We start from the raw sequence: 21433 nt of genomic DNA, 5'->3' as shown, positions 1-21433 counted from the left end.
TAACGTCCCCATGTCCACTTTATTTATTCAGCATTTCCGTAAGAGCAGGAACGATTTCGTATAAATCACCGACAATGCCGTAATCCGCGTTTTTAAAAATAGGAGCGTTGGGATCAATATTAATCGCGACGATTGTCCCTGCATCTTGAATCCCACGAAGATGTTGGGTTTGGCCCGATATACCTATCGCAATATATAAGGAACCATGGAATTTCTGACCTGATATGCCGACGAATCTATCAAGAGGGAGCCATTTTCTTTCTTCGGCAAAAGGTCTTGAACATCCTATGACCGCGTTCATGGCTTTAGTCAAATTAGTTATTATAGGTAAATCTTTCTCGGATGACAGTCCCAATCCTATACTGCACACTACGTCCGCACTTCCTATACTGTCGTATAAATCAACATCATCTCTTTTAGAAATCATATTGTCTTTCCCGACGGCTTTCAATAATTCGTGAACTTTTTCTTCCGCAGTTCCATTTTGAATTAATATGCCCTTACGGTTTCCCGTCAATGGTTTAGAAGGCTTTGGGGTAACCGAAACCGAATCATCTTTATTCGGAGTTTTTTCGGCGGAAGTTTTAGGTTTGCCCAAAATATCATTGGAAATGATTAACCTCTGTATTTCATTAGTCCCTTCATATATTGTACAAATCTTTGCATCCCTGTACATACGCTCCACGGCAAAGCCCTTTATATATCCGGAGCCGCCGAAAATCTGAACCGCATCATTTACTACTTCAAGGCAAATATCCGATGCATACTGTTTTGCCATTGCGGCTTCCGTACCATAAGATTCACGATTCTGCTTTCTTTCCGCAGCGCTGTATACCATAAAACGTGCTGCACGAATTTTAGTCGCCATGTCCGCAAGTTTAAATGCAATTGCCTGCTGTCTGCAAATAGGCTTCCCAAACTGAACTCTTTCTTTCGAATAATTCAGAGCTTTCTCATAAGCTCCTTGAGCAATGCCCAAGGCTTGGGAAGCAATCCCTATACGTCCTCCTTCCAAAGTCTTCATGGCAATTTTAAATCCCTGGCCTTCCTCGCCCAACAAATTTTCCTTAGGTACCCTTACATTGTTGAAAATCAGTTCAGCTGTAGCAGAAGATCGGATACCCATTTTATTATAATGAACGCCAAAGGTAAATCCGTCCCAACCTTTTTCTACAATAAACGCGCTGATCCCCTTAGTTTTCATTTCCGGAGCAGTAGAAGCAAAGACAATATATGTGTCTGCATAGTCCGCATTTGTAATAAATACTTTAGAACCGTTCAATATATAATAATCGCCGTTCAAGACAGCTGTTGTTTCAGTTTCCCCGGCATCGCTGCCTGCATTTGTTTCCGTCAGCCCGAAAGCACCTATTTTTTCTCCAGAGGCTAAAGGTTTCAAATACTTTTTCTTTTGAACTTCCGTTCCAAATTCCATAATAGGCCAGGAACCTAATGATACATGGGCGGATAAAATTACTCCCATACCCGCATCTATACGGGACAATTCTTCTACAGCCAAAATATAACTCAAAAAATCTTCACCGGCTCCTCCGTATTCTTTCGGATAAGGAAGGCCCATTACAGACATTTTACCTAATTCTTTAACAATGTCCTCTGGAAAAGCATTATCTGTATCGAGCTGAAAAGCAATAGGTTCGATTTTTTCTTCCGCAAATTTACGAATTTTATTCTTTAAATTCTCTTGTCTTGGTGTTAATTTAAAATCCATAAAGTCATCCCCTCTACATAATCATTATAATATCTACTCTTGTTATGTCTCTTATACCCCTTATCTTTTTAAGTTAATCTGTACTTATCATATTCAGCTCTTTAAGATAAAAAATCACCTTGTACGTAACCTAATCGCAAGGTGATCTCGTGTTTAAATTTTATTAGAATATTTTTTATGAACCAATAACATTTCATTTGTAATATCCCTTAACAGTTCAGTTGACATCATTTGATCTTCAGCATGCATCAGCAGGAGAGATATATCAATGGGCTTGCCCTGGGTTTCCTGATTTAATAATTTTATATGTATCTCGTGCGCCTTTAATAAGGATTCATCTGCATTTTCAATAAATTTTTCTGCTTCTTTAAATTTTTCTTCCCTTGCTGCTTTTAAAGCCTCAAATAAAAATGATTTTGCATCTCCGACATTACTTATTATTTGAAAATTTAATAATTCCATACCTTCCATAAATTCCACCGTCTTTCTATATCCTATTATTATATTTTTATTTTAATTTTAAAGGAGCTGTCCTTTTTTTCATATAGTTATCCATCCATTCTTCGGTTGCAACTTCATAAATTGTTTTATTATCCTTAACTGAACATACATAAGCAGTCAGCGACAATTTTTCGGTAGCTACCACAAAAGAAAATCCTTCAGCATTAGTCGCTGCACCAAATTCTCCTCTATTATTAATACATACCACAGAAATATCTCCAGATTTTTTTCTTCTGTCGACAAGTATATTATTAAGTTTAAATACAGCCTTATCTGCAGCCTCTTGAGGACTGCAGCCTTCCCCCATCAGCCTCACAATTTCATAAGAAATACAGCCTTTCATTATATCTTCTCCTAATCCTGTAGCCACTGCTCCTCCTATTTCACTGTCCACATAAAAACCTGAACCTACCAAGGGGGAATCCCCCAATCTTCCTCTTTTTTTCATGAACAAACCACTTGTAGATGTTCCGCAGGCCATAGAATCATTTAAATCCAGAGAAACAATTCCTACAGTATCATGTCCCTTATAGGGAGTTAACCTTTTGTCTGCTGTTTCTTTCAATCTGTTCTTATAATGAATAATAGCTCTGTCAGTAAGCATGTTCTTTCTTTCAAAGCCATTTTTATCGGCATACTCTTCTGCCCCTTGCCCTATCAGAAAACAGTTAAATTCTTCTTTACTTAATTTTTTGGCTATACTTATGGGATTTTTAAAATTCTTAATTCCGCCTACCGCACCAATAGACAAAGTGTCACCGTTCATAAAAGCGGCATCCAATTCTACTTCCCCATTTTCATTAGGAAGGCCGCCGTATCCAACGGATTTATAATATGGAAAATCCTCTACCATCTTTATGGCTGTTTCAACAGCATCTCCTGAATTTCCTCTATTCACCAGCAATTCCGCTGCCTTTTCAATGCCTTCCAAGGCCATTCTCCATGTACCTATAATTGCCCAACTCATATTTTACCCTCCCTTTTTATCTGTTTTTATTTTGCCAAATTATAAATTGCCTGAGCAAATATCTTTCCGTTTAATACTATATCACTTATATCCATATATTCATTGGGATTGTGAGAAATTCCCTTTTGTCCAGGAAAAGAAGGTCCGAAAGGAACTATATTGGGCATTATCTTTGCATAAGTTCCTCCCGTTGTCGTAACGGGAGTCCCATCTAAATCAGTAATATCCTCATAGGCCTTTTGCAGGGATTTAACCAAAAAAGAATCTTTGTCAAATTTAACGGGATTATAATTCACCAAAAGATTTAATTTTATATTTTTATTCAACTTTGACTTTATCCTTTTCAATATTTCATCAATACTGACTCCCGCCGGATAGCTCAAACTAAGCTTAAATAATAACTTAGATGGTTTTATTCCGATATTATAGTTTCTCATCTCCATGGTTCCAAATTCTCCATCACTAAAATCAATACCCAGCCTATCCCCATTATTCTTGCCGGATAAAATATAACCGTTTAAAAAGTCAAAAAATTTCCCGACGATCTTCTCGTAATTCTCATCGTTATAATCCGCCTCAAATTGAACATTTGCTCTTCCTCTTTCTCCATAGACAACGGGATATTTGCAATCCGGAGTAAAACCCATTATAGGCGGCTTTTCTTTTTCCAGATAATATGGAATATCCTTAAAGCCGCTTTCCTCATCGGTACCAAATATTATCCTCACCGGTTTATTAATTTTCAATCCCGATTCTTTAATGGCATATAATGCATAAAGAGCTGATATAATCGGGCCTTTATTGTCCAAAACACCTCTGCCGTATATTTTCCCGTTTTCAATATGTCCGCTGAAAGGCGGAAACTTCCATCCTTCCCCTACATCTACCACATCCAAATGTCCTAAAATCCCTATATAATCTTCGTCTTCACCATATTGAGCGTATCCGATATAATTATTCAAATTCTTCGTTCTGAACCCCAAATTTTCAGCTATCTCTAATGCCCTTATCAATGCATTCCTTATATTTTCTCCAAAAGGGGCATCTGTTTTTGCTTCTCCTTTAATACTTGGTATATTGATAACTTCTATGATGGATTTCAATAATTCTTCTTTGTATTCGTCAATCTTATTGTTCAAAATTTGTTCCATTATACAGCCTCCGTTAAAAATCACTTTATTCTCTTACATATCATCTAAGGATATGTCGTCAAAGGAAATATCCTCCGTTTTATCTTTTTTAGTTTGAGAATGTTCTTCTTTCAGATAATTCCTGTCTAATATCTTTACAAAGGGATAATATACCGCACATCCCAAGATTAACAATATAACTTGAAATACAGCCGCTTTTAAACTGCCGGTTGAAAGGTATCCCGAGAAACCTAAAGGTGTCGTCCATGATAATGCAACTCCATTTGTATAAGGTAAAAACCCGGTTTTAAATGCTACCCCCGACAAAACGGTATTCATCAAGGGTACCGCTATAAAGGGTATAGCCATTATAGGATTCAATACAATCGGCAGTCCAAATATAATGGGCTCATTGATGCCAAAGATTCCTGGTACAATCGATAACCTTCCCAACTTCTTAATTCTTTGCGATTTACAAACCGTCATCATAAGGATAACTAAAGAAAGAGTACTTCCTGAACCTCCGAATGTCTGAAATAAATCTACAAATTGCTGCGTATATATATGAGGCAGCGTCATCTTAGCTTCGAAAGCCGCAAGATTTTCTACCGACAGAATCCCGAATATTGGCGAAAAAACTGAGTTTGCAACTGAAGGACCATTTATTCCGAATAACCAAAAAACAGAACATGACACAATATAAATAATTTGTGCTTCCAAACTATCTACGGCTCCTGTTAGCGGAACCTGCAATATAGTGTATATGAAATTATGTACGGATTCATAGGGCGTAAACTCAAATAAAATTCTCACTAAAAAAAATACAAATATTACTACACCACTTGGTATTAAAGCTTTAAAAGAGTCAAAAACAGCAGGCGGTACTCCGTGAGGCATCTTTATTGTATGTCCCTTATCGTATGCCCATTTAAATATCCGAACAGATAAAATTGAGACAATCATCGCAAGAAATATTCCCTTTGGACCTGTATAAGAAAAATTTATAGCCTTTAAGGATGCCAAACCATTATCGGAAATTGTTGTAGGCATTAATATTATAAATGACACGAGCGAAACCATTGCACTTTGTATTTTATCCGCTCCTATTTCTCCGGCATAGGAATATCCTATACCAACTGCCGTTAATAATGATATAATATCAAAAGTTGCCCGCGCAATATCAGAAAAATGAGATTCCCATCCTTTTCCGAAAACTCCTGCCCAAAATTCTGACCAGCCGGGTATCGGAAAGTTTGCTATTAACAAAAATACAGAGCCGACAACAATTAACGGGGTTGAGATTAAAAACCCCTTATGTATGGCAACTAAAATTTTATTTTTTCCTAACTTGTCCGCGACAGGCATTAAAACTTTTCCCAGTTTGTCAAACATTATTATTTTCCTTTCTCCTTATATTCTCTCATTAACAGTATTGATTTCTTTAAAATCTTTTCTCCATCCATCATCCCATAATCTGCGGAATCAATAACTCCAATGGGAACGTCATAATTCTTTAACCTGTTTTTAGTATCTTCAAGTAAATGCCTGACCTGAGGACCTAACAATACACAATCGGGATTTTCTTCATCCATTATCTTTTCTAAAATTTTAATTGAGTATGCTTTTACTTCCAAGGGTAAATTATGCTCGCTTCCGATATCCTGCATCTTTTGGGCAAGCATACTTGTACTCATCCCTTGGTCACAAAACAAATATATTTTTTTCATTATTGTTAACCTCCATATTTATAAATTTTATATCTTTCTAACTTTTAATAGATTTCCCGAAGCTTATTTGACTGCCATATTTTAATTTCAATTTGTTTTTGTGATACTACAAATGAATTCAATTATTTCCTTTTTTGTATTTAATTTTAAGAGCTTCTTCACTAATTTTGTATCTCCCAATGCCGAAAATATTTTTCCTATCTTTTTTAGGTTGTTTTCCATTTCGGTATTTTCAGGTATAACAAACATGATAACTAATTTAACCAAATTACCGTCTTTATCCCAAGCAAAGGCAGTATCTGTTTTGGCAATGGCCATTGCCGGCTTTATTACATATTCAGACCACCCATGAGGAATTGCCAAGTAATCTCCGGCATATGTAAAACCCCTGCTTTCCCTTTCATATATATCTTTTATAAAACCTTCCTTTTCAGAAACCGCTTTTGAATTCACTAAAAGATCCGATAGCTTATTGATAACTTCTTCTTTAGAATTCAGTTTAATATTTAAAAGAATATTATCTTCACTGATTAAATTTTCATCTTCCATTATCTTCTCTCCTATAACCGTTTCCTTATCAACAGCCTTACAGCCTTTGACAGATAAATATAATCAGAATAATTTATAAAGATTATGTGCTTTTCCGCTCTATTTTTCTCAGGTAAATATTCTCTGATTGAATTTTTTCTGTCACCTGTAAGACATACATAAGTATTGTCTTCTATATGAATTAAATTTTCCTCAATGAAGAACTTCTTAGGTCTCTTTATATCATTCTTTTCACCAATAGTTTCTATTGAAATTTCCTTCATATCATCCTTCAAAAACGATTTCCTTTTATTTCTCAATATACTTTCTATATAATTTTTTATATTTTCTCTGTCTATTTCATTTAAAAATGCAGACACCATTAGGTAAGACTGGTTTATATCAAAATCCACCGTAGAAACTATTAAATCTACTTTACTCAAATCAATCTTATTAATTGAATTGGATGAAACTATCCCTGATATTTCAATATTGTTAAAGGCATTTTTCAGTCGCGTAGCCAATAATTGACTTGTCCCGTATCCGCTGTGACAGATTACTACCGTTTTTATTTTCACAGCCTCGGCAATTTTTTCATCTTCGGATATAAAATAGGATAAAATATATGCCACTTCATCATCATTTATCATATTAAATCCATACTTTTTACAGATTAAGAAACAAGCAATCTTCACTACAAAAAAATCTTCTTTAAATTCCTTTAAAAAATCTTTTAGCAACGGATTTTTAATCTGGATATTATATCTTATTCTATTTAACATAGGTCTTATATGTAATGATAAATTATCGTATAACCCAATTCTTAAATTATAGTTCACCTCTGACATCTGTGATATAATATCTATCAGACCTTTAGTAAAATGAATGTATGACGGATCCGATCCTTTAATGCCTTTTTTATTATCATCAAAACTTAGCCCTATTGATATTAAATATTTATAGATATAGGCTACTTCTTCCTTGTTAATTTTGATATCAAATTTCTTTTCTATTTCTTTAATCAAATAAACAGCGCTATTATATAGTTCATTGCTTATTGATAACACAGAATCCTTATTCCCTGCTTTATCATCAATATAATTCCCATCAATTATTCTCTTTGTCATGATCACTAAATGGCTTAACAAATTCGTATAATAAGGTTCATATACCACCAATTTCAATTTATTTTCCAATTCGTTTAACAAATTTTCAAAGAATGAAATGGATTTGACATTTAAAATACCGCTGATTTCATTAATATTAAGTTCCTTATGACGAATATTTTGATATTCCGTAATATAATCAGGATTGATTTTTCCGTACTCTTGAATTGCAAATACCCAGGCCCTTCTGATATTTATTTCACTGCCTACTATCCTTGTTCCTTTTAATGTCCTTGAAAGTTCTAAATTATATTTATCCAAGCTTTTCCGAATTTCATTTAAATCATTATTAATAGACGTCCTGCTTACCATATATTTATCGGAAAGTTTTTGAATTGTAGTGTATTCATTTGTATTGATGAGCAAATTCAATAAAATTTCAGTTCTTCTATGTTCCAAATCCTTATTCCCATCAAAAGCTTTTGCATCATTCAATATAATGTTCAGCCTCTCCAACTGAGACGGAGTATAATACAGCCTTATGCCGGAACCTTGTTTTCTCTCTATGTAGGCCCCAATAGGATTAATGATATTTTCAACTTCGTCAAGATCCTTTGAAATCGTTTTTCCCGATATGTTAAACGCATCGGAAAAATACCTTAACGGCTGATAACCATCCTGAACTATTAATTTTTTTAATAAATCCACCTGGCGTTTATTCATAATTATACAAACCCTTTCTTAATTAAAATTATACATATATATCTCTTATAAATCCATACCATATATCTTCCTTAATGATAAGTAATTTATGTTCAGGAATCAAAAAAAATATGTATCTATTCTTATAAGTACATCAGTAATTAATTTATTGAGGTTAAACAAAAAATTTTGTATAAGTATAAATATCTTGGTAAAATAAAGGAAATTGGAAAAAGCGGGACGTGATTATCGGTGGCACGGTATGACTACATTTATGTATTTAACGCTTGAATTTATCATTTCAAAATCTATGGTTCTGTACTCCAATACAAAAATTAAATCATTAAGTTTTGTATAAAGCTGGGAAAAAATTTCTTTAAATTCAATAATTCCTTTCCCTACTTCCAAATGAAGGTCATTTTCCCCGTCATTATCATGTATATGAATTCCGATAATAAAGTCAATAAAATCCTCCAAATTTTTTCTGACTCCCAGTTGGTAATGACCGATATCAAAGAGTATTTTTCATTTTGCACCCTTCCCTTGAATATATTCAAAATCTGATATCATTTATATCTTTCCAGCCGTATAATAATTCGTTAAGTTGTACATCTCCTACTTTTGAAACTTTTTTACCCATTATTTTTCCTCCGAATTTTTCATAAAATTTTCTTGAGGGATTATCTTCAAAAGCCCACAACTTTAACGAATTAATACCGTTTTCTTTTAATTTCTTCACAACAGATTTTACCAATTCTCTTCCAATGCCTATTCTCTGATAAGGTTCTAAAATATATAAAGTATAGAGAGTTCCTTGATATTGTTTATCTTCTTTATCTATATCAGCCGATGCAAAGCCTACAATTTTTTCTTCTTCATTTTCCGCAACATACATAAATTCTGTTGACTCCTTATTTTCAAATAATCTTTTCTTCCAGTTTCTTTCTCTGTTATCACAGCTTAGATTATCCAAATATTCATCAGACATAATTCCCTTATATGCAGTCCTCCATGAATCCACATGAACTCTTGCTATCTGTTTAATATCACTAATCAATGCCTTTCGTATTTTCAATTTTTTTATCTCCCAAAAATACCTTTGATTTTCTCTCTATCATCTCATCAATTCTTGTGAGATATTCTCTTAAATCCTTCACATTGGGAACTCTTTCAAGTTTGTTATCTTCGGGATAATATATCTTGGAAACCGCCCCTGCTCCCGCACCTATAATGGTTTCTTTTTCTTCCATAATAGCTATGTTATATATACATTCCGTGCCTTCCTTGGCATATCCCGTATTTTCAAAATTTCCCAACATCTGTTTTTGTCTGTATAAATAATAAGGCTTAATGTTCATTTCTTTCGCATATTCTTGTGAAATTTCAATCATCTTTTCTATTTTCTCTCGATTTATCTTCTTAAAATAGTCTTGGTGCTCTATAAACTTAGAGCCTTTTTTTATTGCGAGAGTATGAACTGTTAAATTTTCGGGATTCAGTTTTTTTATTTCATCAAGGGTGTGAATAACATCATTAATTTCTTCTTTGGGAAGCCCCACAATCAAATCCATATTTATTATGTCAAAACCAATTTCCTTTGCCAAATAATAAACTTCCTTTATGTCCTCGGAGCTGTGATTTCTCCCTAAGGCCTTTAAAGTCCTGTCATTCATGGTCTGAGGATTTATGCTTATTCTGTCTATTCTGTTTTTCTTTAACATCGACAGCATGTCCCTGTCCATGGTGTCCGGTCTTCCGGCTTCTACCGTTATTTCATCGATATTATCCTTATTAAATGTTTTATATATACATTGGATGACTTCGTCCAAATTTTTTATGGGTATGGCAGTGGGAGTACCGCCTCCTATATATACTGTGCGGATACTTCTGTTTTTCATGATTTCACCGATACTTTCTATTTCATGAATCAATTTTCGAGTATATTCATCTACATAACATCTGTTTGATTCGATGGCATTGGACGGAAAAGAACAATAATAGCACCTGCCGGGACAAAAAGGTATACTTATATAAAGGCTAAAATCATCCTTTTTAATATCACCGATATATTTTCTCTGTCTTTCGGCAACACGAATAATCAATTCCGCTTTTTCTTTGTCTATTTTATATCCATTTACAAGAACATTAAATATTTCATCTTGAGCTGCTTCTTTATTCATTAAATCATGAACAATTTTTATGGGCCTTACTCCCGTAAGTATTCCCCAGGGAATTTTGATTCCCGTAAAATCCGTTAAAGACTCATATAAATTTATCTTTATCCCATTTTTAATCTTCTTATTTAGACTTTTCCGTCCAATGTTAAGATTTTGAATGGACTTATCTTTAACATTTGTTGTCAAAATACCGTCTTTGTATATTTTTGTTTCAACTGTCCAATCATTTGATTTCTCCGTCAATAAATTTTCTATAAATATTTCTTTATCTTTATATTCTTCATCCTCATCTAAAAAGATTATATCTTCTCCAAAAAAAAATTCCCTTATAAGCTCATACATTTCATATCTGTAATCATGACCTTTAAGCTGTATATAAACCATTTTCCTCACTCTTCTCTATCTGCGTCCTTCATCAGGCTGTCCACATATTTTATTGGTATATCAAAATCCCTGGCAATTTCTTCTTCACTCAATCCCATCTCATAAAGTTCCTCTATATCATGCAAATCGATATTTTTATGGTTTAATTTGATTCTTTTCTTTTTCATTATCCACACCTCCCATACTTTTATATATATTAAGTTTCCCAGGGAGATAGGATAGTATACTTAATTAATAAAGGGATTATATTTTTTTTCTTCTCCGATAGTGGAGTATCTGTCATGCCCCGGATAAACCACAGTTTCGTCAGGATATATAATGAGCTTTTCTTTAACCGAATTTACTATATCTTCAAAGGAACCTCCGGGAAAATCCGTCCTTCCTACGGAGTGATAAAACAATGTATCTCCCGTAAACAAGCTATTTCCGCATTTAACGCTTATTCCTCCGGGAGTATGCCCCGGAGTGTGAATTATCTCAAACTTTAAATTTCCCACCTTGATTTCTTCTCCGCCTTTTAATAACATATCAGCTTCCAGATTCACATTCTTTTTATTAATTACATTTGATAGGCTTTTATCTCCGTCCTTAAGCATATCCTTATCCAATTCATGAATAAGTACAGGAGCATTGGTAAACTGTTTAACCTCAGATAATGCTCCTATATGGTCTCCATGACCGTGAGTAATTATTATATACTTTATATTTAAGCCTAATTTCTTTATTTTATCTATTATAATATCTCCTTCGGCACCCGGATCTATGACTATCCCTTCATTTGTATCTTCCGAATATACAATATAACAATTTGCCGCATAAACCCCCACAACAGTCCTTTCAATTTTCAAGTTTATCCCTCCTAAAAAATTTTTTTGCTATCTAAAAGAATGGTAACAGGTCCGTCATTTATAAGGCTGACTTTCATTTCCGCTCCGAAAATTCCCTTTTCCGTCTTTATACCTTTATCAACAGACATCTTTATAAACTCTTCGTAAAATTTCTCTGCAATTTTCGGTTCGGCAGAATCGGTGAAGCTTGGTCTCTTGCCCTTCCTTACATCTCCGTAAAGAGTAAACTGAGAAACTATTAATAACTCTCCTCCCGCATCAATAAGGGAAAGATTCATTTTCCCATTTTCATCCTGAAATATTCTTAATCCCCATATCTTTTCGGATAGATACTTTAAATCCTTTTCGTCATCTTCCTTTCCGACACCCAAAAATACCAACAACCCTCCGCCGATTTTTCCTACCATCCGACCTTCTACCTGCACTTCTGCCGAAGATACCCTCTGAACTACTGCCCGCATATATTCACCCTCTCCTAACTCGTCACCCTATATACATCAATGACTCCTTTTATCTTTTTTATTTTTTTCATCAAATCTCTAAGTTCTACAATATCTTTTATCCCTAAGGTTATATTAATCAAAGCAACTTTTTCTTTGTTTGTCCTTGCATTTAGAGATATTACCGTTAAATTGGAATCCGTCATCTTTTGAGTTACTTCTGCAAGAAATCCTGTTCTGTCCGAAGCTTTTATTTGAATTTCAGCTTTATAAGAAGCCTTTTTCTGAGTATCCCATTCAACTTCAATGAATCTTTCATCTTTTCTTAATTCTTTTATATTGGGACAATCTGCCCTGTGGACCGATACGCCTCTTCCTCTTGTGATATATCCGACTATTTCATCACCCGGCACAGGATTGCAACATCTCGAAAAACGCACCTTTATATTATCCAGTCCTTTGACTATTACTCCCTGAGCCAGAGGATGGTCTTTTTTAACAGTAGATCCGATATTCTTCCCTATATTATCTTTTTCATCTTTGTTGATATAATATTTCTTATAAAATTCTTTAAGTTTAGTCATTATTTGTGAAAGGGTAACACTTCCGTATCCCAGTCCCGCATAAAGAGCATCTGTCGAACTTAACGATAATTTACTCGCAATAGATTTGAGCCAATCTTCTTTTATCATATCAGCAGGTTTATATCCCTGCCTTTTGACTTCTCTTTCAAGTATCTCTTTTCCTCTATTTAAATTCAAATCTTTTTCTTCTTTTTTAAACCACTGTCTTATCTTGCTCTTAGCTTGACTGCTTTTAACAATTTTCAGCCAGTCTCTGCTCGGCCCCGTATTATTGGAAGTAATGATACTAACTATATTCCCATTTTTCAATTTATAATCAAGGGGAACTATCCTTCCGTCCACCTTTGCACCTACACAACTGTTGCCCACATCCGTATGGACTCTGTAAGCAAAATCTACGGGAGTAGAACCATTGGGAAGATCTATAACGTCACCTTTCGGTGTGAATACAAAAACCTCGTCGGTAAAAAAGTCAATCTTCAACGATTCCATAAATTCTTTGGGATCTTTCAGATCCTTCTGCCATTCAAGAAGCTGCCTCAGCCAAGTAAGTTTATCATCAAAATTATCAGATTTTGTAGTCCCTTCTTTGTATTTCCAATGAGCTGCGATACCGTATTCGGCAGTCCTATGCATTTCCCAAGTTCTTATTTGAACTTCAAAGATTTCTCCCTTAGGTCCAATAACCGTAGTATGGAGAGACTGATACATATTAGGTTTTGGCATAGCAATATAATCCTTAAACCTTCCCGGAATAGGCTTCCATAAAGTATGAACCATGCCCAATACTCCATAACAGTCTTTAACGGAATCCACAATTACTCTTATAGCAGTTAAATCAAATATCTGCTCAAAGCTCTTATTCTGATACACCATCTTTCTGTATATACTATAAAAATTTTTAGGCCTTCCGCTTATTTCACAATGTATATCCATTTCATCCAATTTTTTTTGCAAGGTAGTAATAATATCCTGAATATACGCCTCTCTTTCCTTTCTCTGCTTTGAAACCTTATCCACAAGGTCGTAATACCCTTCAGGATCAAGATATCTCAGGGATAAATCCTCCAATTCCCATTTAATTTTTGAAATACCAAGTCTATGAGCCAAAGGTGCATATATCTCCAATGTTTCCAGTGCTTTTTCCTTCTTTTTTTCATCGCTCATATATTCAAGAGTACGCATATTATGAAGTCTGTCTGCAAGTTTTATAATTATAACTCTGATATCCTTGGCCATAGCCATAACCATTTTTCTCAAATTCTCTGCTTGATTTTCCTGTTTGGTTTTATAATTCAACTTTCTTAACTTTGTCACTCCATCGACTAAATTAGCCACTTCTTCTCCAAATTCAGATACAATAGTCTCATAAGTAATATTTGTATCCTCCAATATATCATGGAATAATCCCGCTATAATCGTAGGAGTATCCATATTCATATCAGCCAATATCATCGCAACATTAAAAGGATGGACAAAATACCTTTCTCCGGAATTTCTAAGCTGTCCCTCATGAGCTGTTTCAGCAAAATTATAAGCCTTTATTATTTGCTTCATATCTGCCTGAGGATTATATTGTTCTATTTTTAAAATTAAATTTTCTATCATAATTTCACCTACTCGTCATTTCTTGATTTTTTGTCCATTGAGAATACAACTCCTGTAAATATCTAACCTTAGGAATATTCATTATATCTATCTTTTCTTTTCGTCTATTCAAAAGTTTAATATTATAATTACCGTTATTCTCAATATAATCAATTAAATTACAATCTTTAAATATATCCAATATTAAATCAAGTTTTGGTTTTGTAAATCCGGAACTTAATTTTTTGCTCAAAGAATGAACATAGGGATTTGTTTCAATCATTAAAAAATTACTCTTTGCAGAAAATAAATTTCTATATACTATACGCATATCTTCTAAAGAAGGAACTATATAATTTAATACTTTTTTATTTAATTCAATATCCTCTTCTTTCCCCAAGAATTCAACAGAATAATCATTGCTGTCATCTAAAAATTTGAATAATTCATCCTTATTAAAATTAAAATCATATAATATAATCTTATTATATCTATTTTTATCAATTAATTCTAAATTGGGTAGAAAAACAACGGAATTTTCTTTCTCTCCTTCATCCCATTCAAAGTTCAAACAAATTCTTCTGATGAAATTTCTTCCCTGGGTTTGAATTCTGTTAGACACTCTGACTAAATTAAAATAATTATTTATTAAGATAAGAACTCCCTTTTCTTTATCCAAGATATCAAAGATATAATCAAATCTGTTCTCCTTACTATGAGAAATACTTATATTATTTTCATTTTCATCATTATATTTGTGTCCGCTATTTAATTTCCTTTTAAAATAATAATAATATTTATTCCTATATTCATAATTACCCACTATATCCTTTATAAATATCTGAGGGCTTAATATATTCATATATTCGTTTATGCCGAGGAAACCTACAATGTTTATTTCATCTTTGGGATTTAATATATTAGCATACTCTCCTAAATCAAATCCTATACAATTTACTTTTTTTCCATCTTTTGTAATGGACATTTTAATATGCTTTCTATATTTGCCTACAGTCCTTAAATCCTCTATCTTGCCGTTCTTCAATATGAATTGAGGAGTAGGATTATCAATACCGAAGGGTTCTAACTTCTTTATATCCTCTATAGTTTCCAATTCTATATCCTGAGAAGAAATTGCGCAGTCTATATCTATTTCTTTAATTAAATCCTCCTTACTCAATACCTTATCAGCAATCTTATTGATTTCCTTTCTGAATTTTAAAATGTTATTTTTATTGATTGAAATACCCGCCGCCATCTTATGCCCGCCATATTTCTCCAAGAGGCCTTCGCATGATTTTAAACCCTCATATATATTGAAAGCAGGAATACTTCTGGCAGAGCCTCTTGCCGTATCTCCTTCCACCGCGAATAATATAACAGGTCTATAGTATTTTTCCAAAAGCTTCGAAGCAACTATCCCTATAACTCCCGAATGCCATTTATCGGACTGCAGCACTATTACCTTTTCGGAATCCAAATCTATTTCTTCGGCTATTAATTTTTCGGCTTCTTTTAGTATATCATTCTCTATACTTTGTCTCTTTGAATTTTCTTCGCTTAATTCTTTTGCAATAGATAACGCCGAATCATAATCCTCAGAAAGGAAAAGTTCCACTCCCTTCCTCGCTGTCCCCAATCTTCCCGCTGCATTTAATCTCGGTCCCATAACAAACCCAATATGGTAAGAATCAATATCTCTTCCCTTAAGTCCCGAAACTTCTATTAATGCTTTAATTCCTATATTAGTTGTATTTTTTATCATATTGAGCCCATTTTTAACTATAATCCTATTTTCTCCTGTTAAAGATACTATATCAGCTACTGTTCCGAAAGCCACCAACGGAAGTATTTTTTCATAATCTACAGGAATATTCAATACAGAAGATAAAGCTTGTATTAGTTTGAATGTCACCCCTACTCCTGCCAGTTTCTTAAAGGGATAACCATCATCAGACCTGTTTGGATTAATTACCGCACTGCATTTTGGAATGATATCGCCGCATTGATGATGATCGGTAATTATTATATCCATATTCTTTTGCTTCAGATGCTCCACTTCTTCAATATTAGTTATTCCACAATCAACTGTTATTATCAAAGACGCTTTTTGAGAAGAGATATAATCCACCGCTCTTTTACTGATCCCATACCCTTCTTCAAGCCTGTTTGGAATATAATAGAAGCAATCTCCGCCTATACTTTTAAGAAAAATTAAAAGTATAGATGTACTTGTAATTCCGTCTACATCATAATCCCCATATATACATATCTTTTCTTTTTCATTAATTGCTTCAAGTATCCTTTCCGCTCCTTTATTTATATCCTTCAGCATAAATGGATCATACATATTGTTTAAATCGGTGTCAAGGAATTCTCTGCATTGAGAAGAGTCAACAAAACCTCTGTTTACCAATAGCTTGGCAATCAACTTCGGAATATTTAATTCTTGTGAAATTTTATTAATTAATTTATCGTCGTATTGATGAATTTTATAAAGCCTATCGAATTCAATCACGAAATCACTCCTTGCCTATCTCTGTTACCTCTTTTTCTCTTTCGTTTACCGATTCCAATAAATTACTCAGTTCCTCTTTTTCATTCTGCAAAGCTTCCACCGTTTTGTTTGCTTCCTTTAAAGCCTTTTTCAATTTTATATTTTTTACAAAACCCAGTATAAACACAATTAAAGCGCCTGCCACAGTTGAAATAAAAATAATCAAGGCTTGAGATACCATCACTTTTCCAAATAAAAAATCAATTAGTACTTTATCCGCATTTTTCAATGCAAACACTGCAACCAAGGTTGCAAATATAAGTGAGAGTATAAATCCTTTTTGCATACATTTTTCCCCCTTTATACCACGATATATATATATTACATTTTTTTTACCCAAAATAAAAGCTTTTAATAAAAAAACCGATTTATTAAAAAAATTATCCTATTATAAAATTAAATTTACAATAGGATAATCTCTTTTTACTTCTCTTCATTTTTTATATCCAGGCAGGAAAGAATTTCATCCTTGCAGTTAAAATCAAATTTTTTAATACAATCTATTAATTTTATATTTAATTCCTGATATAAATCCTCATCAAAAACACCATCGATCATGCTATTTTGATATAGTAAAGGTTTAAATATAAGAATTAATTTGTTCAAAGCATCTTTATTACCTGCTTTCGATAACTTGCAAAGTTCTACAAATTTCTCATCTTCCATAATACTCCTCCCTTTAATCTTTCTGAGTTGCAAATAATTCCATTATTTTTATAAGCATTTCGTTTAATTTATCAATTTTCTTTTCTATATTGAATAATAAAAAGCCCGCCACCGCAATAGGAAATCCAACATTAGCTACTATTTTACTGAATGTATCCACTTTAATCCCTCCCCAATTGAAATTTTATTCTGCTTATGGCTCTGTTCCTTGTCTTGTTCACGGACTGCCTCGTTATATTCAATTGAACTGCTATTTCCCATTCTTCCTTTTCCTGGACATAATACATGTACAAAATTTTCTTCTGTCTGTTGCTTAGCATATCAATAGCTGATAATAGTTTTTCATCCGAGATTATCTGTCTGAAATCAAAATTATCATAAATGTTGCATATCTCTTCTACATAATCTAAAGATATATCCGGAATATTATTGATTTTTTCTTCATTGAAATCTTCGTCAGAAATGTTCAAAATAGGTAATTCCCTAAGGTTTAAGAGATTATATTTCTTTTTAAAATTTAAAGCGGTATAAGTAATTGATTTGTTTATATAACTTGTTAAATAAATTTTGAACAGATAATTAAAAAATTTTTCCTCTAATATTGGCAAAGATTTTCTATCGTTATTGGTTATTACCTTATTATATAAATCTCGGTTTTCATCCTTTTCATAGAAAAATTTCTCTGCCAGCTTATTCACTTATCCCCCCTCCTTTTTCACTATCATCTCCATTCTTCCTCTACAATCTGCCCATAATTATAACAACATTTCCATTAAAACATTGAATATGAATATTTTAGTATGTAAGGACTACCCTCTTATTCTTTACTTATTATATAAAAACATTTTTATTCCGAATTTAGCAACCGTTTTTAAAAAAATTTTGTCCATATACCATTTTTTTGATTTTAATATTGTATTTTCTTTAGATGGATTAAAGTGTAATTATAATTCTTCACATGATGATATTCTATCTAAACTTTAGAATTCCTTCATCAAATTTGATTTGAATTCCCCCTACGCAAGTAATTACAAAGTGTAGCTCTGATTTATAGAAAAAATAAAGTTTTAGATTATATAATGTTATATAATCTAAAACTTTATTTTTCTCCGATAATTCCAATTCACATTTTTAATTCTACATATTAGCCAAAATTGATATGGCACATTCTATTCTCTTTTTTTCCATTTCACATCCTATTTTATAAGGTTTTTTAATATCTTTGTTGAAATTATAGGCATTGGCATGGCATCCTCCGCTGCAATAGTATCTTGCCCAGCAACCGCTGCATTCTTCTTTAGTCAATACATTGGCTTTTTTAAACTCATCCCTGATAGTTGTATTTTTAATCCCTGTAAACACATTCCCCATTTTAAAATCCTCATTTCCGACAAACTGATGGCAGGGATATAAATCTCCTTCGGGAGTGACCGCCATATATTCCGATCCCGCCCCGCAGCCTACGGTCCTCTTTATGATGCAGGGGCCTTGATTTAAATCAATCATGAAATGAAAAAACATAAAATCTTTATCCTTTTTCTTAATATCTATATATTCTTTTGAAAACTTCTCATATTCTCTTAATATTTCTTCCAAATCCTCTTCCATTAAAGCATAATCTTCCTTTGGAGAAGCTACCACAGGTTCCATGGACACCTTCTTAAATCCCAAGTTATAATACTCCATTATATCTTCTGAAAAATCCTTATTATATTTAGTAAAAGTACCTCTTATATAATAATCCTTATTCTTTCTCTTCTCTACCATTTTCTTCATCTTAGGGACTATAATATCATAGCTTCCCTGGCCGTTAACCGTTTTTCTCATATAATCGTTAATTTTCTTTCTTCCGTCTAAGCTCAGTACTACATTGCTCATATTTTCATTAATAAAATCCATCTTATCTTCGTCAAGAAGCACTCCGTTTGTGGTAATCGTAAATCTAAAGTTTTTATTGTATTTCTTTTCCAATATCCTTCCGTAGGAAACAAGTTCCTTAACCACATCAAAATTCATCAAAGGTTCCCCCCCGAAGAAATCGACTTCCAAGTTTTTTCTTTTTCCGGAATTGATTGAAATAAACTCCAAAGCTTTCCTTCCCACCTCCAGAGGCATGAGAAGCCTTTCTCCTTTAAAATCTCCTTGAGAGGCAAAGCAATATTTGCATCTCAGATTGCAATCATGAGCTACATGAAGGCAGAGAGCCTTAACTACATTCTGCTCATTATATTTGATATTTCCCATGTCTATCTCATCAGAAAAAAGCATACCTTCCTTTTTCAATTCACTTATTTCTTCATAAGCTTCCTCTAAATCTTTTTTTGAATATTTAGATGAAAGTTTGTCCAATATTTCTTCTTTAGTATATTTTTCATAAAAATCCAACATATCATATACTATATCATCAACTACATGTACAGCTCCGCTATTTATATCAAGAACAATATTTCTATCATTCAAAGAAAATTTATGGATCTTTTTATTATCCGACATCCTCATCCTCCTCCGTTAAAATAAATTAAAAAGCAGTGGAAAATCCACCACCTTTTAATTTACTTTCTTTCACACTTCTGATTTCCAACTGTACAGGAAGTCTTACATGCCGACTGGCATGAAGTCTGGCATTCTCCACATCCGCCCTTGGACAAGGTTTCTTTCAAATTTCTTGAGCCTATTGTTTTTATATGTTTCATATTATATTAACCTCCTTGAACTATCATTAATACTTTTTTGATTATATCATATATTCGGCTACAGTTAAAGACTATTTTAAAAGTTGTATTTTTAAACCATAGGGACGTCAGACTGCGCATAAAAGCCACAGGGGCGGTTCTCATGGCTTGTTTTTTCAATCCATATTTTCTTCTTTCTTTAACTGGTAATATCCTAATATTGTAATAACCAAAGCACTTAGAGCATCTACTATAAGGTCTTCCATTGTATCGGAAAGAGCTTTTCGCCCTACAAGCCTTGTACCATCAGCCAACGCATATTTTTGCATATTAAGAGATAATAGACCATCGGCGGAATACTCATAAATTTCCCATATAACACCCATTGTTAATGCAAAACAAAATGAAAATAATGCAATATAGAAAGGACTTAGATAATATTTTAAATGCCCTGTTTTCTTGATTATCCCTATTAGAACAAATCCCAGTGAGGCAAGCATTCCGGCACTGAATGCATGAAGTATAATATCCCAATAAGGTATTATATAGTAAAAATCCCTTACCTCTCCCAATACTATCGCTAAAAACAAAAATATAAAATATAGTATTTCCATACTGTCGGGTATATCTATCGATTTTTTTCTTTCTATGACTGAAGGAATAAACATGACAATTAATCCTAAAATACACTGCAGAAGCATTAATACGTAATCACTTCTGACTTTTACATACTCTTTTGAACTTTCGGACTCTGACGGAGAAACGATTATCCTGACAATAACATAGATTACACACACAATCAAAATAAGAAAAAGTAACATCCCTAATTTGTCTTTAAAATTTCTTTTCTTTTTTACAGAAAAATATCCCATAGTTTCCTCCGAATTCATTTTAATTTATTTTACTGCCATTGATGTAAAATATCTTTTATTATTTATATTATAACATTTTATACTATTTATTTATATAAGGAGGATAAGGATAAATGTACAGCAAAAAAATGTCCGTATAGTAAGAAGAGGTCCATATGGGGACATATATGATTATAGGTAAAATAACACAAAGAAAATAATGGGCTCCGCAAACTACGGCAAATAATATTAGAGCATCCTTTTGGAACAATAAAAA

At 33.1% G+C, this 21433-nt stretch carries 23 protein-coding genes; all 23 read right to left on the bottom strand.

The annotated features are described in order from the left end of the window. Positions 1-19: 19 nt before the first annotated feature. The 23 genes from PP176A_RS14525 to PP176A_RS14425 all read right to left on the bottom strand — a co-directional run bounded on the left by PP176A_RS14525 (position 20) and on the right by PP176A_RS14425 (position 21177). Positions 20-1729, bottom strand: a complete 1710-nt coding sequence (locus tag PP176A_RS14525; RefSeq protein ID WP_083381992.1) for an acyl-CoA dehydrogenase family protein — start codon at positions 1727-1729, stop codon at positions 20-22. A gap of 153 nt (positions 1730-1882) precedes the next feature. Next, a complete protein-coding gene (locus tag PP176A_RS14520) occupies positions 1883-2200 on the bottom strand; it encodes a PTS lactose/cellobiose transporter subunit IIA (protein WP_071141193.1) in 318 nt (105 codons plus the stop codon). 37 nt (positions 2201-2237) lie between these two features. Then, entirely contained in the window at positions 2238-3197 is a 960-nt protein-coding gene (locus PP176A_RS14515; protein WP_071141192.1) for a N(4)-(beta-N-acetylglucosaminyl)-L-asparaginase, read from the bottom strand. 26 nt (positions 3198-3223) lie between these two features. Continuing rightward, the gene (locus PP176A_RS14510) at positions 3224-4348 is read right to left on the bottom strand and encodes a Sapep family Mn(2+)-dependent dipeptidase (protein WP_071141191.1); all 1125 of its coding nucleotides are present in this window, start codon (positions 4346-4348) and stop codon (positions 3224-3226) included. A gap of 33 nt (positions 4349-4381) precedes the next feature. Further along, positions 4382-5719, bottom strand: coding sequence for a PTS sugar transporter subunit IIC (locus tag PP176A_RS14505; protein ID WP_071141190.1), 1338 nt, complete (start codon positions 5717-5719; stop codon positions 4382-4384). A gap of 2 nt (positions 5720-5721) precedes the next feature. Continuing rightward, positions 5722-6054 carry a PTS sugar transporter subunit IIB gene (locus PP176A_RS14500; RefSeq protein ID WP_071141189.1) on the bottom strand — a complete coding sequence of 111 codons (333 nt, stop codon included), beginning with the start codon at positions 6052-6054 and terminating at the stop codon, positions 5722-5724. An 87-nt stretch (positions 6055-6141) separates the two neighbouring features. Then, a complete protein-coding gene (locus PP176A_RS14495) occupies positions 6142-6603 on the bottom strand; it encodes a PTS sugar transporter subunit IIA (RefSeq protein ID WP_071141188.1) in 462 nt (153 codons plus the stop codon). 11 nt (positions 6604-6614) lie between these two features. Next, positions 6615-8411 carry a BglG family transcription antiterminator gene (locus tag PP176A_RS14490; RefSeq protein WP_071141187.1) on the bottom strand — a complete coding sequence of 599 codons (1797 nt, stop codon included), beginning with the start codon at positions 8409-8411 and terminating at the stop codon, positions 6615-6617. Positions 8412-8636: 225 nt separating this feature from the next. Beyond that, on the bottom strand, positions 8637-8912 hold the full coding sequence (locus tag PP176A_RS14485; protein ID WP_373419521.1) for a hypothetical protein: 276 nt from the start codon (positions 8910-8912) through the stop codon (positions 8637-8639). A 31-nt stretch (positions 8913-8943) separates the two neighbouring features. Then, positions 8944-9465: a GNAT family N-acetyltransferase gene (locus tag PP176A_RS14480; RefSeq protein WP_071141185.1), complete on the bottom strand. Its 522-nt coding sequence runs from the start codon at positions 9463-9465 to the stop codon at positions 8944-8946. Next, entirely contained in the window at positions 9440-10951 is a 1512-nt protein-coding gene (hemZ, locus tag PP176A_RS14475) for a coproporphyrinogen dehydrogenase HemZ (RefSeq protein ID WP_071141184.1), read from the bottom strand. Before hemZ ends, PP176A_RS14480 begins: the two co-directional genes overlap by 26 nt. A gap of 5 nt (positions 10952-10956) precedes the next feature. Further along, the gene (locus PP176A_RS16275; RefSeq protein ID WP_159429072.1) at positions 10957-11118 is read right to left on the bottom strand and encodes a hypothetical protein; all 162 of its coding nucleotides are present in this window, start codon (positions 11116-11118) and stop codon (positions 10957-10959) included. 60 nt (positions 11119-11178) lie between these two features. Next, positions 11179-11799 (bottom strand): MBL fold metallo-hydrolase, encoded by a 621-nt coding sequence (locus tag PP176A_RS14470; protein WP_071141183.1) that lies wholly within the window; start codon positions 11797-11799, stop codon positions 11179-11181. Between the two features lie 11 nt (positions 11800-11810). Continuing rightward, on the bottom strand, positions 11811-12260 hold the full coding sequence (dtd, locus tag PP176A_RS14465; RefSeq protein WP_071141182.1) for a D-aminoacyl-tRNA deacylase: 450 nt from the start codon (positions 12258-12260) through the stop codon (positions 11811-11813). 14 nt (positions 12261-12274) lie between these two features. Next, positions 12275-14431 carry a RelA/SpoT family protein gene (locus PP176A_RS14460; RefSeq protein WP_071141181.1) on the bottom strand — a complete coding sequence of 719 codons (2157 nt, stop codon included), beginning with the start codon at positions 14429-14431 and terminating at the stop codon, positions 12275-12277. 4 nt (positions 14432-14435) lie between these two features. Beyond that, a complete protein-coding gene (recJ, locus tag PP176A_RS14455; RefSeq protein WP_071141180.1) occupies positions 14436-16928 on the bottom strand; it encodes a single-stranded-DNA-specific exonuclease RecJ in 2493 nt (830 codons plus the stop codon). Between the two features lie 4 nt (positions 16929-16932). Further along, entirely contained in the window at positions 16933-17253 is a 321-nt protein-coding gene (locus PP176A_RS14450) for a LapA family protein (RefSeq protein ID WP_071141179.1), read from the bottom strand. 137 nt (positions 17254-17390) lie between these two features. Beyond that, on the bottom strand, positions 17391-17633 hold the full coding sequence (locus PP176A_RS14445) for a helix-turn-helix domain-containing protein (protein ID WP_071141178.1): 243 nt from the start codon (positions 17631-17633) through the stop codon (positions 17391-17393). 13 nt (positions 17634-17646) lie between these two features. After that, complete coding sequence (locus PP176A_RS15955) at positions 17647-17793, bottom strand: YvrJ family protein (protein WP_114219514.1); 147 nt, start codon at positions 17791-17793, stop codon at positions 17647-17649. 1 nt (position 17794) lies between these two features. Continuing rightward, positions 17795-18331: a sigma factor-like helix-turn-helix DNA-binding protein gene (locus PP176A_RS14440; protein ID WP_071141177.1), complete on the bottom strand. Its 537-nt coding sequence runs from the start codon at positions 18329-18331 to the stop codon at positions 17795-17797. 439 nt (positions 18332-18770) lie between these two features. Continuing rightward, positions 18771-20126, bottom strand: coding sequence for a thioether cross-link-forming SCIFF peptide maturase (gene scfB / locus PP176A_RS14435; RefSeq protein WP_071141176.1), 1356 nt, complete (start codon positions 20124-20126; stop codon positions 18771-18773). Positions 20127-20185: 59 nt separating this feature from the next. Next, entirely contained in the window at positions 20186-20326 is a 141-nt protein-coding gene (scfA, locus tag PP176A_RS14430; RefSeq protein ID WP_071141175.1) for a six-cysteine ranthipeptide SCIFF, read from the bottom strand. Between the two features lie 155 nt (positions 20327-20481). Next, complete coding sequence (locus PP176A_RS14425) at positions 20482-21177, bottom strand: hypothetical protein (protein WP_071141174.1); 696 nt, start codon at positions 21175-21177, stop codon at positions 20482-20484. Positions 21178-21433: the final 256 nt, after the last annotated feature.

Origin of the sequence: Sporanaerobacter sp. PP17-6a (genome assembly GCF_900095615.1) — a bacterium.
Taxonomy (GTDB): domain Bacteria; phylum Bacillota; class Clostridia; order Tissierellales; family Acidilutibacteraceae; genus Acidilutibacter; species Acidilutibacter cellobiosedens.
This window is presented reverse-complemented; position numbering and strand designations above follow the sequence as displayed.

Excerpts from the sequence above, each read along its gene's own strand:
- dtd (WP_071141182.1), bottom strand. The coding sequence starts at position 12,260 with ATGCGGGCAGTAGTTCAGAGGGTATCTTCGGCAGAAGTGCAGGTAGAA.
- PP176A_RS14495 (WP_071141188.1), bottom strand. The coding sequence starts at position 6,603 with ATGGAAGATGAAAATTTAATCAGTGAAGATAATATTCTTTTAAATATT.
- PP176A_RS14505 (WP_071141190.1), bottom strand. The coding sequence starts at position 5,719 with ATGTTTGACAAACTGGGAAAAGTTTTAATGCCTGTCGCGGACAAGTTA.
- PP176A_RS14490 (WP_071141187.1), bottom strand. The coding sequence starts at position 8,411 with ATGAATAAACGCCAGGTGGATTTATTAAAAAAATTAATAGTTCAGGAT.
- PP176A_RS14520 (WP_071141193.1), bottom strand. The coding sequence starts at position 2,200 with ATGGAAGGTATGGAATTATTAAATTTTCAAATAATAAGTAATGTCGGA.
- hemZ (WP_071141184.1), bottom strand. The coding sequence starts at position 10,951 with ATGGTTTATATACAGCTTAAAGGTCATGATTACAGATATGAAATGTAT.
- PP176A_RS16275 (WP_159429072.1), bottom strand. The coding sequence starts at position 11,118 with ATGAAAAAGAAAAGAATCAAATTAAACCATAAAAATATCGATTTGCAT.
- PP176A_RS14425 (WP_071141174.1), bottom strand. The coding sequence starts at position 21,177 with ATGGGATATTTTTCTGTAAAAAAGAAAAGAAATTTTAAAGACAAATTA.
- PP176A_RS14515 (WP_071141192.1), bottom strand. The coding sequence starts at position 3,197 with ATGAGTTGGGCAATTATAGGTACATGGAGAATGGCCTTGGAAGGCATT.
- PP176A_RS14445 (WP_071141178.1), bottom strand. The coding sequence starts at position 17,633 with ATGGAAGATGAGAAATTTGTAGAACTTTGCAAGTTATCGAAAGCAGGT.
- PP176A_RS14450 (WP_071141179.1), bottom strand. The coding sequence starts at position 17,253 with ATGCAAAAAGGATTTATACTCTCACTTATATTTGCAACCTTGGTTGCA.
- scfA (WP_071141175.1), bottom strand. The coding sequence starts at position 20,326 with ATGAAACATATAAAAACAATAGGCTCAAGAAATTTGAAAGAAACCTTG.
- PP176A_RS14510 (WP_071141191.1), bottom strand. The coding sequence starts at position 4,348 with ATGGAACAAATTTTGAACAATAAGATTGACGAATACAAAGAAGAATTA.
- scfB (WP_071141176.1), bottom strand. The coding sequence starts at position 20,126 with ATGTCGGATAATAAAAAGATCCATAAATTTTCTTTGAATGATAGAAAT.
- PP176A_RS14525 (WP_083381992.1), bottom strand. The coding sequence starts at position 1,729 with ATGGATTTTAAATTAACACCAAGACAAGAGAATTTAAAGAATAAAATT.
- PP176A_RS14500 (WP_071141189.1), bottom strand. The coding sequence starts at position 6,054 with ATGAAAAAAATATATTTGTTTTGTGACCAAGGGATGAGTACAAGTATG.
- PP176A_RS14460 (WP_071141181.1), bottom strand. The coding sequence starts at position 14,431 with ATGATAGAAAATTTAATTTTAAAAATAGAACAATATAATCCTCAGGCA.